The organism is Longimicrobium sp., from assembly GCA_036387335.1.
Classification (GTDB): domain Bacteria; phylum Gemmatimonadota; class Gemmatimonadetes; order Longimicrobiales; family Longimicrobiaceae; genus Longimicrobium.
In genome coordinates this window covers 29,350-45,543 of record DASVTZ010000126.1, presented here as the reverse complement: position 1 = coordinate 45,543, position 16,194 = coordinate 29,350, and the positions used below count along the sequence as shown (strand labels likewise).

Annotated in this window: 13 protein-coding genes; 8 read left to right on the top strand and 5 right to left on the bottom strand. The window is 62.7% G+C overall.

Features of this window, described 5'->3' with window-relative positions; all coding sequences use genetic code 11:
• The first annotated feature begins 114 nt into the window (after positions 1 to 114).
• Both VF647_11875 and VF647_11870 read left to right on the top strand, forming a co-directional pair.
• Entirely contained in the window at positions 115 to 765 is a 651-nt protein-coding gene (locus VF647_11875) for a hypothetical protein (GenBank protein ID HEX8452789.1), read from the top strand.
• Between the two features lie 200 nt (positions 766 to 965).
• Entirely contained in the window at positions 966 to 1,346 is a 381-nt protein-coding gene (locus VF647_11870) for an NUDIX domain-containing protein (protein HEX8452788.1), read from the top strand.
• Positions 1,347 to 1,393: 47 nt separating this feature from the next.
• Here the strand turns inward: VF647_11870 and VF647_11865 are convergent, their stop codons facing one another.
• From VF647_11865 to VF647_11850, 4 genes are all read right to left on the bottom strand, one after another.
• Positions 1,394 to 1,888, bottom strand: a complete 495-nt coding sequence (locus tag VF647_11865; protein HEX8452787.1) for a hypothetical protein — start codon at positions 1,886 to 1,888, stop codon at positions 1,394 to 1,396.
• A 496-nt stretch (positions 1,889 to 2,384) separates the two neighbouring features.
• Positions 2,385 to 3,311 carry a hypothetical protein gene (locus VF647_11860; protein ID HEX8452786.1) on the bottom strand — a complete coding sequence of 309 codons (927 nt, stop codon included), beginning with the start codon at positions 3,309 to 3,311 and terminating at the stop codon, positions 2,385 to 2,387.
• 353 nt (positions 3,312 to 3,664) lie between these two features.
• Positions 3,665 to 4,540 carry a hypothetical protein gene (locus tag VF647_11855; protein HEX8452785.1) on the bottom strand — a complete coding sequence of 292 codons (876 nt, stop codon included), beginning with the start codon at positions 4,538 to 4,540 and terminating at the stop codon, positions 3,665 to 3,667.
• A gap of 744 nt (positions 4,541 to 5,284) precedes the next feature.
• Positions 5,285 to 6,901, bottom strand: a complete 1,617-nt coding sequence (locus VF647_11850) for an adenylosuccinate synthetase (GenBank protein HEX8452784.1) — start codon at positions 6,899 to 6,901, stop codon at positions 5,285 to 5,287.
• A gap of 2,413 nt (positions 6,902 to 9,314) precedes the next feature.
• On the opposite strand from VF647_11850, the gene VF647_11845 reads away from it, so the two are divergent.
• The 3 genes from VF647_11845 to VF647_11835 all read left to right on the top strand — a co-directional run bounded on the left by VF647_11845 (position 9,315) and on the right by VF647_11835 (position 11,899).
• Positions 9,315 to 10,496, top strand: coding sequence for a tetratricopeptide repeat protein (locus VF647_11845; GenBank protein ID HEX8452783.1), 1,182 nt, complete (start codon positions 9,315 to 9,317; stop codon positions 10,494 to 10,496).
• Between the two features lie 667 nt (positions 10,497 to 11,163).
• Positions 11,164 to 11,325 carry a hypothetical protein gene (locus tag VF647_11840; protein HEX8452782.1) on the top strand — a complete coding sequence of 54 codons (162 nt, stop codon included), beginning with the start codon at positions 11,164 to 11,166 and terminating at the stop codon, positions 11,323 to 11,325.
• Between the two features lie 13 nt (positions 11,326 to 11,338).
• Positions 11,339 to 11,899 carry a hypothetical protein gene (locus VF647_11835; GenBank protein HEX8452781.1) on the top strand — a complete coding sequence of 187 codons (561 nt, stop codon included), beginning with the start codon at positions 11,339 to 11,341 and terminating at the stop codon, positions 11,897 to 11,899.
• 368 nt (positions 11,900 to 12,267) lie between these two features.
• Here VF647_11835 and VF647_11830 read toward each other — a convergent pair whose 3' ends face one another.
• Positions 12,268 to 12,552 (bottom strand): hypothetical protein, encoded by a 285-nt coding sequence (locus VF647_11830; GenBank protein HEX8452780.1) that lies wholly within the window; start codon positions 12,550 to 12,552, stop codon positions 12,268 to 12,270.
• Positions 12,553 to 12,629: 77 nt separating this feature from the next.
• Here VF647_11830 and VF647_11825 point away from each other — a divergent pair, with 77 nt between their 5' ends.
• From VF647_11825 to VF647_11815, 3 genes are all read left to right on the top strand, one after another.
• Entirely contained in the window at positions 12,630 to 12,827 is a 198-nt protein-coding gene (locus tag VF647_11825) for a hypothetical protein (GenBank protein ID HEX8452779.1), read from the top strand.
• Positions 12,828 to 13,494: 667 nt separating this feature from the next.
• Complete coding sequence (locus VF647_11820) at positions 13,495 to 15,510, top strand: hypothetical protein (GenBank protein ID HEX8452778.1); 2,016 nt, start codon at positions 13,495 to 13,497, stop codon at positions 15,508 to 15,510.
• A gap of 45 nt (positions 15,511 to 15,555) precedes the next feature.
• Positions 15,556 to 15,951, top strand: a complete 396-nt coding sequence (locus VF647_11815) for a hypothetical protein (GenBank protein HEX8452777.1) — start codon at positions 15,556 to 15,558, stop codon at positions 15,949 to 15,951.
• The last annotated feature ends 243 nt before the right edge of the window (positions 15,952 to 16,194 follow it).

Sequence of the window (16,194 nt, the reverse complement as noted above, 5' to 3'; positions counted from 1 at the left end):
GCGGCAACAGCCACCTGGCACATCGTCCTTCCGGCGGTGATCGCACCATCGTCAGGGGCTGGAGTCGCCTACGTGCGCGTCAGACCTCCCCTCGTCATAACCAGGTTCACCCTGATGATTCGCAACTTGGTCGGAGTCCTGTCTACGTGCGCCGCGGCCCTATCGCTCGTGCCCGCCGAATCATCCGCGCAGGATCGGGGTGCAAACCCGCTCTTGGTGAAGCACCGCGCCGACTGCCGACTGGCAGCACAGATCCTGATCACCCCTCAGCCCCACACCAGACGCGATTGGGCGCGTGGTTTCATCGCCAACTGTGAGAACGAAGGCCCGCCGGCGATTGTTCAGGAGTGGCGCAACGTACCGAGCGACACGGCCGCGGTCGTCCAGCTCATGCGCGCAAGCACTGCGATTCGCGACATGCGCATCTATGAGCAGGTCCGATCCGTGGCCGTGGACCGCTCGCGTGCGGACGTGGTCCGCGTGGGAGCCATGCACGTGCTGGACAACTACGTCGATCCGCATCATGCCGGCTGGTTTATGAACCGACCACCAGCAGACGGCCAGGTCAGGCGAGTATATCCCGCGAACGCGCTCGCGATGCACGCGTTATACACGAACGGTCCGGTCCCACTCGTCGGCTCCGTGCGCGCACCGGTGCTGCGGCTTCTTCAGCAGATCGCCGCGACGCGCGGGGTGGAGCCGGTGACGGTGTGGTACCCTGCGGCGGCGCTCGCGAAGCGGCTGGAATATCAGGTAAACCGATAGGCAGTAGACATTCCTCGTAACAACGGACAGAGGCTGCACGGCGCTATGCGCTGTGCAGCCTTTCCGTGTGGGCAAGAGGAATTCCCGCGTAATGAGCACAACTTCATAGAGCCTCCAGCAGAACAAGCTTGCGAGCAGGGGCGCACGGCGTAAATTGTGACACCCTGCGCACGTGCCCGTACAAACGGTAGCGTCTTAGGATGTCAATTCGCGTAGTCGCCGCCGTGATCGAACAAGGTGGCCGATATCTTGTCTGCCTCAGACCTCACGGTAAGCGCCACGGCGGCCTCTGGGAGTTTCCGGGCGGCAAGGTCAAGGGTGGCGAGTCGACTTCTCAGGCTGTGGCTCGAGAGCTCGCAGAGGAGCTCGCGGTGGCGGTGACCTTCACCGGGAGAGTCCTCTTCGCACGAGCAGACCTCGGGTCCGAGTTCGTGATCGAGTTTGTTGAGACTGAGATTCGAGGTTCACCGGTACTGCTTGCCCATGACCAGCTCGTCTGGTGCCACCCGGAAGAACTCCTGCAACTCCCGTTAGCTCCAAGCGATCGCGACTTCGTTCTGGAGCACCTCACTCAAGGATGAAAGTACCATCTATGTTCGTCTCGGGAGCTGTGTACCGGCGTAGGGAACTACACCAGCAATTCGGCGGTCAGCAGCAGGGTGGAATCAGCACGCCTGCGCGCTACCCCATGGTGTGGATCTTCACGGGCGAGCAGGGTGGTCAGTACGGGTACGAGGACGGATTCAGGAACGATGGTACGTTCTGGTATACAGGCGAGGGGCAGATTGGGGATATGGAAATGGTCCGCGGGAACCTTGCCATTCAGAACCATTTCCAGCTCTCTAAATCGCTCCACCTCTTCGAGTATACGGGACCAGGCACCGTCCGGTACGTCGCCGAGATGCTGTATACCGGACACCATGTAGAGGTTGCTGCCGATCGAGAGGGAGCGCCCCGACGCGTTATCGTGTTCGAGCTCGCGCCAGTCAACTCTGAGAAAGGAACTGCCGCCGCAGATATTGTCGTTCGGCCGCCAGCGAACGATTTGGCAAAGACGAAATCTCTCCAGGAGCTCAGGCAGATTGCGCTCGAAACTGCCTCCCTCGACGCCACCCCACAGCAAAGAAAAGCGAACGCCTACTATCGCAGCCAGGCTGTGCGCGCATACGTACTGCGACGCGCTGCGGGGTTTTGCGAGGGCTGCGGATCTGAGGCCCCGTTTCTCACGCCATCTGGCTCGCCGTATTTAGAGCCGCATCATATTCGCCGACGGGCGGATGGCGGGCCCGATCACCCGCGATGGGTGGTCGCTTTGTGTCCCAACTGCCACCGACGCGTTCACTTCAGCGGCAGCGGCGCGAATTACAACCAACAACTCGCCGAAAAGGTTGTTGTACTAGAGGAGAGCCATCTAGGCGCGTCCGCCTAACACAAAAGGTCAGAGTACGACGGCGTGGCATCCGCGTTTGGGCGGAGGCGATCAAGATCGCTGCGAGCCTACCCTCGTTTAGAACGCGTGGGATCGACGACCTGGTCGCCCGGTCCGACGCTCCCCAACTCAAACGCTTCAGCTCCCCCGAGCCCGCGGCCGAAGCTCACGTGCCGTATCTCCAGTAACGTCATCGACAAAGCTTCGTGAGCTCGACAGGGAGATTCCTGGAGGTGTCTGCCGCCCCAGCCGCAGCACAGATTGCGTCCTCGGTGCGCACGATACGTTGTTCGAGTTTTGTGAGGGAGTCGGTTATGACCTTTTGTTGCGCTGCCGTGAGCCGTTCAATCAACTCGCGTTCGTGGGTAGCGACACCTCGCATCTCTGATTGAGCTTGCCATGCAATGCCGATTAGCGTAACAAGGGCTCCGATGAGAGCTATTGCACCGCCGACCGTGAACCACCGCGTCGCGGCGGTAATGCGTGCATTCTGACTTCTGAGGTTCTCATCAACCCTTCTGCTCTGCTCCTCAACCTTTAGGCCAAGTGATGGCAGCGAACTCTCGACGTGGCTTACTCCCGCTTTGCGAAAATTCGCGGCGATGGGATCGTCCCGGCGGTGGTCAGGAATCGGGTGCTTCGGCTCGCGGAACGGTACAACAAACGGTGCTTCGAGCCCCCCGCTTGTGGAGCTCTCCAAAACACTGCCGCCGTCAGTGTTTTGATTTCGGGTGGTATTCAGCTTCGTGAATTCAACGGAGACGATGCGCTGCCCGCCATAAAACCTGTAGGGATTGTTGGTCAGGTTGTGCAGTGGAAATGCTAGGCGCCCCTGGTACCCCGCGTCTACGAGCGGTCCGGTCCCGAGGAGCAGGCCACGATATACATTCCGGACGCGCAGGTTGAATCTAATCGCGATATAGTCGGGGAGCTGGAGGTATGGTTCGAGCGTAACGAACGCAATTGAATTAGGCGGGAGTTCGAACGCGGTGCCGTCAGCAATCTCGACTGTCCTCTCCTTCAGTTCCTCATCCCACAGCACGGCCCTCCCAAGCAGGGGAAGGTCTAGCGACGCCAGTTGCAGGTCTTCGCGAGAGAAGCTGAACGGGTACAGCATGCCTGTGTCCGCGATGTATGTGCATGCAGACGAGGATGGCAACAGGCCCGCAGGGATATTAGGGTGCGGATCCCGACGCTGGTGCTCACGAAATCGAAGGATCGCCTCCTCTAAGGAACTTGGTTTACGAGCCTTCAGCGCTTTCAGCGCCAGATCCGCCTCGCGACCGAGGTTATCATGATACTCCAGTGCGCGAGCATGGGCGCGCTCAACCGCCGCAGTCAGTTCAGCGCCAGACGGAGTCTCACGACGATTGCTCGCGGCCTGTGACTCGGAATGCTGCGAGAGGCGGTCGCCACCGCTCTCCGCACTACCAGCGCGCTCGGGATAGGGGCCACTAGTACCGTTGTTCGTCACCGCGCGCCTACGTGCAGGCATGAGACCCCCGGCGAGCGGTCGTACCAAAGGGCAACCCGAGACTTCAGCTGGCCACAAGCCGCAGCTACGTCAACCCCATTTGTGCAATACTGTTCAGGACGCAGACCGTAGGCGGTCAAGATCGCGGCGAATTCTGCCACTCGCTCACTTGGCTGCCATGCGACATTGAGAACAGGGTTTAGACGGTTGAGTTTAACAACATCTCCAGGGCGTAGAATTGAGGCTAGACGTAAGGCGTCGGAGCGTGCGTCGTTGAGTCCCGAGATCAAGACATAGTTCCATTCGAGCATACCGGGACGGGAGGCAAGAAACGCGCGGCCGGCTTCCAGCACTTCCGCCAAGGGAGCAGCGTGCGGGATCACCGTCCGGCGCTGAGCATCTGTGGTCGCATGAAGTGAGACCTGCAGTTTGAGTTCGGGGGGCGCCGACTCCGACAGCCAGGTCACGATATGTGGCTTGATCGCTGTAGTGGAGACCGCAGCCCGCGACGACTGACGCAGATGCATGAGTCTTTGGAGCGCCTCAAGTAGCGCCTCCGCGGCACCTTGTGATAGAAGAGGCTCCCCTTCGCCCATCGCGCTAAAGAGCACCGGCTTCTCCACCTTCCAGGGCACAGTCGCCTCCACAACAGCGTACACCTGCGCAACCATTTCATCCGCGGACATGCGGCGGCGGAAGGGCGTCGCCGCGCAGAACCCACAGCGCACAGGGCATCCAACGGCTGTCGAGAAGCAGAGGATATGCTTCTCCGGGCGGTCGACATAGGTGCACTCCACAAGCGCATCGCCCGCATCTAATACGTATTTGGTCGTTATCCCGTCGACACTCGGGAATGCGTGCACTATCTGCATCGTTCGGCTCTCCCGGACATCCATCGGCGGCCGGTTGGGATCACATTCAAGAACTCGAGGCGCCTCTCTCACAGCGCTTCCCAGGTACCGTTTACCGCGTAGGTCAGATGAGTAGGGTCGGGCAGGAGGACTGGCCCCGGGAACGTAAGCTCCACTACAGCAGACGCACGGTATGGAGACTGGTCTGCGGTGAGAAATGTGTCAGCCCCTCGGACAGGTCGAATGCCGCGCGTCCACCGCGGTGCCCCCGAGTTCCACTTGCAAAATTCCGGCACAGGGAGAGGGTTGCTGTTGAAGAGGAGATCGGTCGGGACCCGGAGGATGGCTATAGACTCATTAGCGTACCTCTCGAAGTGGCGCTGCCCCGACGGGATCGGGCGAGTATCACTACCGGGCCAGAAGAATACGCGGTTATTCAGCATCTCGACCACATCACCGAACGTCCATGTATCGGAAAGGACGACGTTACTCGCCCGGAGCGGTGCCTGGTCCCGCAGGTGCACGACTTCTCCGTCGATCTCAATACAAACGCTCACTGGCCGGTGCTCGCGTGCAAGGTGAGTGCGTCCGGCAAGGGCGGCGAGTTGCAGAGTCGGGTATAATCGGCGTTCCCTGCGGATCCGCGGAAGGTTGGCGGCGCTTGTGAGGTGAAACGCGTATGGTCGGACTCGTGCAAATTCCGCAAGCGAAAAGGCCATGGGCAGGTGTTGTGGGTTGTTGAACGGCCGGTCGGCGGCAACCGCGTCACCATTGGCGACGGTCGATAATATTCCGGTAGTCGAACCGGGTCACAATGAGGGAGACCGGCGCCCCCGCTACGCGCTCGATCTCCTCCACAAACTGGATAGTATCCGGGACTAGTTGGTCAAAGCGTCGCGCTGCCCGATTCGCCGCGTCAAGGTGGTCGGTGAAGCTCAGCGCGATATCAGTAGGACCGTTAAGTGTCGCTGCTCGCCGGAGCAAGGTCCAGTCGAACTCAGCCACACGCCGATCGCGCTTTGTCGTCGTCGTCTTCTCACGCGCCTTGAGTTCGGCAGCGTCTAGGCCCGCGCGATTCGCTACCGTCTTCCAGTCAAGTTCGATTGGCATGTGCCCAGAGGTTCCACCGGGCGGGTCCTGCACGCGGATAGGATAGCTCCGAGAGACCATCACGATCCGGCGGACCCTCGTTGGAGCAATTCCAGCGTCGGCGAGGCATCCACTCACTGTGGTATCGCGGGATGTGACATAAGGGTACTCGCCGTGATGAAGGCTGAGACCAGTCCCCTGCGTGCCCTCCAGGAAAATCCGCTTGCCAGCCGCATACGCGCGATCAAGTACGTCGAGCGTCGGGCGCAAGAACGGCTTCAGGCCGGGAAAGTCCTTAGCGAGCCGCACCTTCCGCTTCGCTCCGGTTCTGAGAACCTTGCGCGCAGTAGCCGCACCGACACCCTGACCCGTGGAGCCGATCGAGCCAGTGAGGCGCCGAGCCTCCTCTGCTAGGTCGCCAGGTTCGATGATCATCGCATGCGGGTCAATGCGTAACCGACTCGGGTCCAAATGCGCTTTATTTATCTCCTCGAGGAGGCGCACGGGCTCAAGCGTCGCCCCAGGTCCAAGAACTATCTCGGTATGCGGCGCTCGGTTGGTCCCGGAAGGGAGGTGGTAAAATGTGTCCGGCACCGGTTCCTGATAAACTTGATGGCCCGCATTCGGACCACCCACCCGCACCAGAACGTCGTACTCGGGAGCAAGATAACCGACGACGTTCCCCTTTCCCTCACTGCCCCACTGCCCACCTACGAGAACATCAACAGTCCGGTCGAGGCCTCGCCCGTAGAGACCAATTCGGCTCGCGATCCGCACGACTACATCGGCGATCGTGTTACGCTCCGTGTTCACCACGATATCCGCGATGTCGTTGAGTGTGTCCGCCTGTTGCTCCGTTCGGTTCTCAAGGACAGCATCGTAGCTCGCAAGCTCCTGCACCTCGCCCTCGCGGGACCCAAACCGCTCCTCGCGCACAGCCTTGGACGCAGTGAGGTGCACATGCATCACCCTTGACCCATAGGCGCGCCGCACTGCGTCGCATTGGGCCCGTATCCGGACCGCATCCACAACGACTATCGACTCCGCGCCCTCTGGACCCATCGTGTCAATGAAGCGGCGCAACTCGGTTGCGACCCACGCTCCCTTGGTCTCCCGATCTAACGCCTCCCCCGCCCTTTGAAGCGCACCACGTTCCGGCTCCACCTTCTTCAATTGATGAATCACCTCTCGGGTCTTGAAGAGGCGAACCCCAAAACGCTCGTCTAGGGCCGCAGCGACGTCGGACTTTCCGGTAGCGACGTGCCCTGAGAGCAGTACGATTCTGCGTGGCACCTACGCCTCCCCGACGTGCGTAGGCGCTGCGGACCTAGAGGTACCCATCGGCAAATCGTACACGGTAACACGCCGGCCCGTCCGCGCGAACGCGTCCCGGATCATATCCTCAATCACTTCCCACCTTCCCCCCGCCTGACCCGCACCGATGCGCGGCATATGTACGCTAAGGTCGTGCAAAACCGCCGCGGCAGCCGCGTTCTCTAAACCCTCTTGTAGTGCCTCGTAGCGAAGGCGCGGGGTCGAAGACGGGCCATACCCGTGCTGCGCGACGACGCTCGCAACCCATATACCTGCGGTAGCTTCAGTTAGGTGGAGCCGGCCCAGGCGAGGTCCTGGCGTTCCTACCCACCAGGTCTTGAAGGACCGCTGTACGTTCGGATATACGCGACGAAGCACCGACGCGAATCCACTCCCGCCCCACGTAGGGCTCGCATCGTTAACCACATGGACGATCAACGAGCGTTCGCCTCGAGGTTCGGTGGCGTCCCCGCGGACGTAACGGATCCACTCGGATGCGCCTTGAGCGGCGACTTCGTCGGGGCGCCAAACGAGTCCTGTAACGCGCGGGAATTTCCCCCCCGGGTACGGCGGAATCCCTACGCACTCCACATGCACGGGTATATCGCTCCGCCCCCAGGATTCCTCACCGGCGGAAGTAAACCCAATGCTGAGACACTCTGCCACATGGGACCCGGTCGGGAGCACCAATCCCGGCCGAACACCCGGGACTCCCCAGGCGGGTGATGGGACCAGATAGTCGACGCGGTACCTGCCTTGAGGTGTGCGGGAGGCGACAAACATCGCCATCTTCTGGGTGGAAGCACGCGCAATTCGAATAAGGATTGCTTCGGTTGAGACATCGAACCGTTCACGCTCTGTTAGAAGCCGCTCGATATCGGGGTGCTCGTCGGCGGGGACCGAAACGCTGGTGATCGGCATGACGATTTCGGCTGCCGCGATGTTGCACAATGCTTCTAGTTGCCAGTCGTCGCCCTCAAGCGTCAAGTGTGGCGCACGGTTGCGTACCTGTTCCGCGCAGTCCGGGAAAAACGTATGCGCAATTTCATGCGCCACAGAGTACCGAACGCGACCACGAGGACGGTTTGGGTTGAACTCGATCTGTAAACCGCGGGTGCCAATTGGGACGGTGCGGGCGTCGCGAACCGCATCGGTAGGCATCGCAGGAATTTTTAGGAACTCTGCGAGGGCGAGTGGATCGAACGGTGGGCCAGACCATCCTGCATCCATCGCCCGCAGCACCACCGTTCGTGCATGGTGAGTGATTGCGGCAACGGGGTCCGCGTCACCTGCGAACTTGCGAACCGATTGGTGGGTCCAGAACTGGCTCAGAGCCGCCTCTCTCATCGTTGCGGGAACGTCGACGGTGCAGCCGAGGCGTACCCGGAGTGGAGGACCGTAGATGCCGGTCGGATGCGGCAACCCTCCGCAGGGTACAACCCAATAGATCTTACGGCCTGTTGAAGCTAAGGCGTACCGGTCCGAAACGGAATCGTCTTCTGCCAGGAGACGCACATCGCTGTCCGACACGTGGCGCAACCGGAGCGGATCTAGAGCGATGCTGATTTCGACGTTTGGAGTAGAGGCCGGTTAGCTTTCGGTGTGCCGATGCCCCGGCGCGTGGCAACGTGGAAGGGATGGAGCGACTCGCGCGGTCGATTCTGCCTCTTTTCTCTTGCCGCGCCCGGGTCGCTCAACGCGGATTTTGTCGACAAACCAATCCCGCCACCATACGGCACTAGGTTGAACGTTTCTCGAAGGCTACCGTTCCGTTGACAGACTGGCGACTCCATTCGAGGCCACCTCCCATGATCCGACCAACACGCAGTCCTTTGTCTCGCCTGGCCTCCGGGAACTTCATGCGCCACATGCCGGCGGGCTCGTGAGCCGTGCTTCACCCTCACTCTGCGGGAGCCGCCGCGCTGCTTCAGCTGGAGATCAACCGCCTCTCGCCCGAGGAGCGGGCCGAGATGCAGCGGCTGCACATGACTGCTCTGGAGATGGCGATCCCTGAGGACGCGCTCTGGATGTTCCTCCCAGCGACCAGCGAGCCCTCTCTTCCGGTGCAGCGCGAATTGTTCCGGTTACGGCGGTGCACGGCGGCTCGCCTGCGGATCCGCGCACGGGGGGAACGGCGCCCGACGCGGAGTTCTCGCGTTCAGTCGATCCGGAGCGGCCAAGTGCACGAGGACAATGCGCGACGGTCGGACCACACTTTATGGCGCCTGCGAGATCGGCTCGCTAACGTGGTTCATCGGGCATAGTCGGATACGCGAGGGCGCGAATGGCCGGAGACCGGGAGGCGCCGCCCCAGAGAGCAGCACGCCCGCACATCGTCCCGCCCGCGCCGGGGTGGCGGATGGACGCGCGCGGCCGGCCAGAGGGCTGGCCCGTGCTCGATGACGTCGATGGCGCGCTGGGGCTCACGCTCTGGCGCGCCTTGCGCGCGGTATGGACGTGGGTGGACACTCCCCCGGACCGGCGAGGCGGCCTGTCCCAGGAGCCCACGCGCGAGGTCCGCGAGCGGTTGGCCTACGCAGCGATCGAGGCCCCGGAGCTTGCAGACGCGTTTGGCACGTTTGCGCTGCTCGCGCGAGCGGCGGACGTGCTCAATGGAGCACAACTGGCTGAGGCGTGCCACGCCGTCCACAATTGGGCGGAGGGGCGCGGGATCACGGAAACCGCGGTGCACTTCGCCGAGGCCGCCGCCCATGCAGACGAGGAAGACGCGTCGCGTGCGAACGTGGCGGGCCGGACCTGCCGGCGCGCCGCGCTCAACGAACGATCAGCAGCCTGGTACGTCCGCGCCTTCCGGCTCTCCGTGCGCGCTCACAATCGGGTCGAAGCCATTCGTGCGCTGTTGGGCTACGGCGCACTCCTGACGGAGCTCGGACGCCACCGTGAAGCCCGCGTCGTTTTCCAGCGTGCAGCTCGCCGGGCCGAGAGGACCGGCCGGCGGCGTCAGGCGGCCGAGGCCTACCACGATCTTCTCACGATCGCGGCGGAGATCGGCACCATTCCGGAGGCCGCTGCACATCTTCGCCAGGCGATTCGACTGTACCCTTTGCGGCACCCGGCGCTCCCTGCGCTGGCGCACGACTGGGCGTGGCTCCTCGTGCGGCTTCATCATTACTCCGCCGCGCTGCCGCTGCTCGATCTGGCGACGACAGGCACTCCGCGCCCCGCCGTCGAAACGGTCATGCTGGCGACACTCGCCAGAGCAGCCGCTGGTGCCGGGCAGGTGGCGCGCTTCGAGGAAGTCGAAGGGCGCGTGCTACGGCTGGCCGGCTTGCACGACGAGTTCGCTCCCGCCGCCTTCATCCACCTGGCGGAAGCGGCGAGAGCATTTCGCGACTGGAGCAAGGCAGAGCGCTACGCGAACGCTGCACGTGAAGCTGCGCAGCGGCGCGAACACGCTCTGGTACTGAGTGACTCGGTGGTGCTGCTCGCGCGGATCGCACTTCGAGAGCCCTCTCCGCGGGAGGAACTGGTCCCGGAGCCGGAGCTCGTCCGTGGGTTGACTCGGCGGTTGGCTGCACGGCTCCGGAAATGGAAGGACATCGAATCCAGCTGATCCTGGTCAGTTGCCGGACCCGATTGTGTAGCCGCCGCGTTCCGTGACTGCCGCCGAATCGACCGTCGTCTGTCCGCCCGTCGAGTTGACGGTTGCCGCGCTGGAGGTATCTGAGGGAGCCTCTCCCGTTGTACCCCGGTGCCCGGAACCGAATGTGCCTCCACCGGCGGCCTCGCCGAGGCTGAATCTCGCTTCCGTTGCGTTTCCACTCCCGAATGTATGTCCGTCACTGTTTGCGGCGGTGGGAGACTGAACACATCCAGAGAGCGCCATTCCGAGGGCGCATGCGGTGGTGAAGGTGTACAGGCGCTTCATGGTGTGCCGTCCTTGTGGGAAGCTGGGGAGAGTGCAGGCGAAGTGGCCCCAATCTAGCCGGCACATACCCCACCCGCCACGAAGCGCCACCATCAAAACCGGCAGATTGCGCCACCACCCGGCGCGACCGGCACAGATGCTGGAGGGCCGAGCTCGCTAACGCGCAGCAGGCGATCGAACTGATTCGGGGCGACGGGTTCTGCGGTCAGATCCGGGCCAATGCTAAACGGATGATCAGCCGCGGACTTCGCGTTTGGACAACCCGGCTGTATGTGGTGAACGAGGCCGGTCAGGAAGCCACCCTGAACGGGCACTCCTACTTCGAGTATGGGGGTGCGGATCCGGTCCCACCATGTGGCTCTGGTCCGGCTCCATCGGGCCGAAGACCATCGCGCATGAGGCACTGCACGGGATGCCCAACCTGGACGGGAGCGGGTCTCGATACTGCCAGCACAACCAGATGACCCCCATGGGGATGACGATGAACGAAACCGCAAAGGCCTGCGCCAGTTGATGACGGAACTACGATGATCACGACGTTGTTTGCGGTGCTCCAGCTGGCCGGGGGTCCTCCTCCGGTGGACAGCGCTTCCGTTTACGCGCTTCTGCTCCAGGGCGTTCGGGCAGAGTACGCCGATGCGCGTATCGTGCTTTCGGAAACCCGCTCCGGCGTGGGCTGCATGCCTCATTGCGGGGCATCCGTGCCCGACGAGTCGCCCATCACTCCAGAGCCGCGGCAAGCAAATGAGGCGACACACGGGCCAGCGTTGGTCGCTCAGCTGCGCGAGAAGAAGTTGATCGACGGTACCTGCTCGGTTTCGCCGAGAGTTTACGGCTGCGCGGAAGCCACGAACGCCGTTTTCGTCGGCCTTGGCGAGATCGCCGAGCGACCGGAAGGCAGCCCGCCTCCGGCCGAGGGGCCTTACTGGGTTCGGGTGGCGATACTGGACATGCGCCGCTCACCGCCCTCGCGCCAGGCTGACGAGGACGCTGCGCACCCGGTGGGCTTTGGCTACTGGGCTCTGGTTAGAGAACAGGAAGATGGAACCTGGCGCGTGGTGAGGCGCTTGCCCGCGTTCTCGTTGTAGGGCCGGGAGTGTGAAGGTGTCCCACGATCCAGCCGGGCCGTGCCCGTTACTGTTGCCCCCTGATAACAAACCTTTGCGCATAGCCCGTCATTTGCGAGGCAGATGACGGGCTATGTGCGCGCTCCCCGTTCACCGCGCGGCCGGGGGATCCGGCGGCTCGCTACCTCGGGAAACGTTCGGGGCAGGGAGGCGGAGAACCTGTAGGACTTGGCGCGGCGCCGCGACGCTTCACATCCGCAAGCCGCGGTCATACACCCGCCTACCCTTTGTCCTCGTGAGGCACGACAGCCTCGAACGTTGCCCGCGCCGCCGATTGCACGTGTGGATCGTCGCCATTGAGCGCGCGCTGGATCTCGCGCCGAACCTCGTCAGCGCGTGGTAGCGGCTCCGGGCGCGCCGCTATCCGCGCCAGCGTCTCGAGCGCGACCACTCGAAGGCTGACCCAGGTCGTAGCGAAGGGCCGTGAAGCAGAGGTCGACCACCAGGCCGGTGTCGGGCACGTTCTCCGCCCACTCCGGCAGCGCGAACTCCAGCGCCATCTCGTCTGGCATCGGCTCGCCCACGCCGTCCCGCACGATCATTCCGCCCCAGCCGTACGCGACCGGCGTGTGGGTGACGACGAAGTCATCCGGGCGACCACGATCCTCCGGCATCTGGTGCCTCGTACGCGCTGGGTGAGATGTGCGCCGCCCCCATTATCCCGCGATGGAGCTGCAGCGCCCGTGCCGGTATGTCCACGTGCGCTGCGGCCACTAGCAGCGGAGGCGCCTCCCGCCTTCTTCCCTCTCCTCACCACGGCCGCGGGGGCGGTGCGGCCGGCGAAGTGCTGGTGCTGGGCGTGGGCGTCGCGGGGCTGCAGGCGATCGCCCCCGCGCGGATGCTGGGCGCGCAGGTCTCCGCGTACGACGTGCGGGCCGCCGCGGCGTAGGAGGCGCGCTCCCTGGGCGCCCGCGGCGCCACCGTTCGTTATGCCATCCACCCCGTCGCCGGGCGGATGCCGGGGCACATGAACGTGCTGCTTGCCGAAGCCAACGTGCCGTACGACCACCTCTTCGAGATGGACGAGATCAATAAGCAACTCGCCCGCACAGACGTGGTACTGGTGATTGGCGCCAACGACGTGCAGACCACGCAAAGAACGTCATCGTCCTCAAGCGGAGCATGGCGGCCGGGTACTCCTGCGTGGAGAACGACCTCTCCTATCTCCCCAAAACATCGCCGTGCTCTTTGGCGACGCCAGGAAGTCGCTGGAGGCGCTGGTGGCGGAGGTAAGGCTGGTGTGAGGTCAGCAGAGTGAATGCCAAGAGGCTTGGACGGACAGGACTGCGTTCGCAGAACGATTCGATCTCCGGTCCGACTGCCTGTGGCCAGGGAAGCCCAGCATCCTCCGGAGCGGCTCCTCCTCGTACAGTGACAGCCAGGTAGTCCATGCCCTACCGCTTTCGCTGCCCCGAGCTGGTTCTCGCCGCAAGCCGTGCGTCCACCCGGCTTGCGCCACAAACAAACTCGTTGCGGTTGCGGGTAATGACGTATAATATGCCTGCGCCCTGCATAAGCCTGGCCTAATTAATGTCCGTTGATTCGAGTTCCCTGGTATGCGCGATCCAAGTACCCGCCTCGGTGCGTTCACGCTCTGGCTGTTGCTTTTTTCCCCGTCAGCCGTGTCGGGGCAAGCCGAGCCGCACCCTTGCCCGGAAGGGCCCCTCCGCCTCGCACTTGTGTTCGACCAATCTCTCAGCACTCCGATCGCCTCCACCCGGAACGCCTATCCAGCGATCCTCTCAGCGTTCCATTCCGCGTTACGTCCCTCTGACCGACTCGTCGTCTTCCGGCTCCCTGGTGCCAGGGAGAACGAGGTCGAACGGATCGAAGAAGTCACCGGCGAACGCCCTGTCCAGGCGAACAGGATCGTAGGCGAGATCCTTAAGTACCCCACGCACGACAGCGACCTTGCCGGAGCCATACGATCGATTCAGAAACGCTTCCAGGATGATCCGTGTCGGCCCGCAGTGGTCCTCATTACGGATGGATCGCTCTCGCCGAACAAGGAGACGTCGGAGGATGTTTCCGACGACGAGGTGAAACTTGTCGTAGAGGAGTTCCGGTCTGCCGTCCGTGAAGCACAGAAGAGCGTCGATCTTTACGTCCTTGGCTTTCGGGGAGATGCACGCCTTGCGATCGACTCCACGTACTGGCCGCAGCCGAGAAGGGTGGTTAGGGACGATTATTGGGATGTGGATCTGAGCACGCTGCGGGGCGACAGCCTGCTGAGACGTACATTCTCCGGCCGGTATTTCCCATATTCGAGCGGGGCAGTGACCGATCTGCTCCTCTTCTCTCCGAACGCGGTCTTTCCAGCCGCACTTGGCTATGTTACCGGGCTTCCAAGTCGGCGCGAACCGGCCGCTGACCTATTTCTCCGCGCGCCCCTCTCCAACTCGACGTGCCACGTGCTGGGCTTGCCCGACGCTTTCAAAGGGCTGAGAGAGATCGGCGCAGCCGGCGACAGATGCGTATTCTATCATGCGAACCCGCAACAAGAGCCGGCCGATTGGCTGGATCGCTATCGGATGATCGAGGGGATATCTGCGATCTACCAGCCTGCGAGGCGCTATTCATTTGAGGGGACGTCGCACTCCCCGGCGTTCCGCCACGGGTTCATCGTCAGAACAGCCTCTGATTCATGCTCTCACCGCACGCTTCTCACGCATCTGGCAACAACAGGACGGTGGCCGCGGTCTGTACCGTCCGGTGATCGGTTGTACGTGGCATGGAATGCCTCTCATACCGCCGATGGTTCCCTGGTACTAAACAAGGACGACTCCCTGGTCCCGGTTGGGACTACCGGATGTCTTGCCCTTGACGATCTCTTTACTCCCAAAATCATGGAAGGCAGTACGTTGTGGCCGGTGGTATTCACGGACTCCATGAAATATGTCCAGCGGTTCCGCATACCTGTCGCGCCTTTCCGTGCTTATCCGGCCAGCAACTTCGTGTTGATTCGCTCGTTTCTAAAACCTGGTGTCTGGCAACTGCGGGGTGGCGTTGCCTCGCAATCCCAATCCAAACGTGAAGCTCGGCTCATGGTGAGAGGATTCCCGGTTCCTCTCGTCTGGACGGAGGATCGAAGCTGTCCGGAGCAGCGGACGCCATGCTTTCGCGTGAATACGCGGATCAGCTCTGCAGAGGCGGTAAACGTAGGCGTTCTCTTGCTGGACGATGCGGAGCTTTACGACTGCGGCGCAGAAGACTGCTTTCCCGCTCCGATAACGGCGAGGAAACCCCTGCAGCCCTTCTTCATAGCGGCGGCACTCTGCTTTCTGGCTGCCATCGGGCTTGAAATGATGGCGGTGAAACTGCCATACATCCGGCGATTCATTGCGGTGAAAGCATGGACTCATCACCTTGGTCTGGCCACTGCCGCAGTGAACATCCTCACCACTGGGGCGTGGTTGCTTCTGTGCTGCATGATCTCGATGGACGCGGTTACCCCTGACGCGAATGGCCCCACGGCGCTGGTCCAGGTGGCGCTCGCCTTTATCGGCACCGGCATCCTACTATCGTTTCATCAGGGGGTACTCGACGTTGCCAGCACCTACTTCATGCCTTGAGCGCGAATGGCGACTAGGGCCGTCCCCCTTCTGTAGAGGTGTGAGATGATTCGCCTCAAGCAGACTTTGGCAGTACTGCTGGCATGCGTGGCCGTGATGATCGGATGGGCGGCTCTGGCACGGGCGGGGTACGGGCTTGCGGGAATCGGGCAGGTCGAAGCGGTGCTGATTGTCTTTATTCTGGTTTTCTTGAGTGCCTGCTCGATGCTGCTCCGCGCCAGGGCCGCCGAGGGAGAGTTCCGGCCTCCGTTTTTCGTAGTCATGCTCGGAGCTCTCCTCCATCGCGGTGAACCGGTGCCGACATCTCCGGATTCCCCTCAACCGCCCGGGGGATTGGCGCAGGAGCCGCAAGGAGAGTCTCCCGACGACGACGTACCCGGGCAGGTCGACGAAGTCGGTGTACGGCGTCGGGCTGATCGAACGGCGGTACGTGATTCGTGATGCTGGCAGATGTCGACGCCGCCCCCGGGCCGGACGGCTTGGAGGAGACTGGCGTCCGCTCCGGGCGGGCCGCCGACCGAGACGTCACCTGCGGACCCATCGCCCATGCTGGGCACACCATTTTTGCGACCGTCTGCGAACGCTGTATGCGCAGAGGCCCAACCGCCAGTCTGGCTCCCCGCTGAAGCAACCCCGCGGCCGCACCTGAACGCGTCAAGGCGGATGCGCGTTGAAGCACCCTCT

Excerpts from the sequence above, each read along its gene's own strand:
- VF647_11825 (HEX8452779.1), top strand. The coding sequence starts at position 12,630 with ATGTCCACGTGCGCTGCGGCCACTAGCAGCGGAGGCGCCTCCCGCCTT.
- VF647_11840 (HEX8452782.1), top strand. The coding sequence starts at position 11,164 with ATGTGGCTCTGGTCCGGCTCCATCGGGCCGAAGACCATCGCGCATGAG.
- VF647_11815 (HEX8452777.1), top strand. The coding sequence starts at position 15,556 with ATGATTCGCCTCAAGCAGACTTTGGCAGTACTGCTGGCATGCGTGGCC.
- VF647_11875 (HEX8452789.1), top strand. The coding sequence starts at position 115 with ATGATTCGCAACTTGGTCGGAGTCCTGTCTACGTGCGCCGCGGCCCTA.
- VF647_11830 (HEX8452780.1), bottom strand. The coding sequence starts at position 12,552 with ATGCCGGAGGATCGTGGTCGCCCGGATGACTTCGTCGTCACCCACACG.
- VF647_11870 (HEX8452788.1), top strand. The coding sequence starts at position 966 with ATGTCAATTCGCGTAGTCGCCGCCGTGATCGAACAAGGTGGCCGATAT.
- VF647_11820 (HEX8452778.1), top strand. The coding sequence starts at position 13,495 with ATGCGCGATCCAAGTACCCGCCTCGGTGCGTTCACGCTCTGGCTGTTG.
- VF647_11835 (HEX8452781.1), top strand. The coding sequence starts at position 11,339 with ATGATCACGACGTTGTTTGCGGTGCTCCAGCTGGCCGGGGGTCCTCCT.
- VF647_11855 (HEX8452785.1), bottom strand. The coding sequence starts at position 4,540 with ATGCAGATAGTGCACGCATTCCCGAGTGTCGACGGGATAACGACCAAA.
- VF647_11860 (HEX8452786.1), bottom strand. The coding sequence starts at position 3,311 with ATGCTGTACCCGTTCAGCTTCTCTCGCGAAGACCTGCAACTGGCGTCG.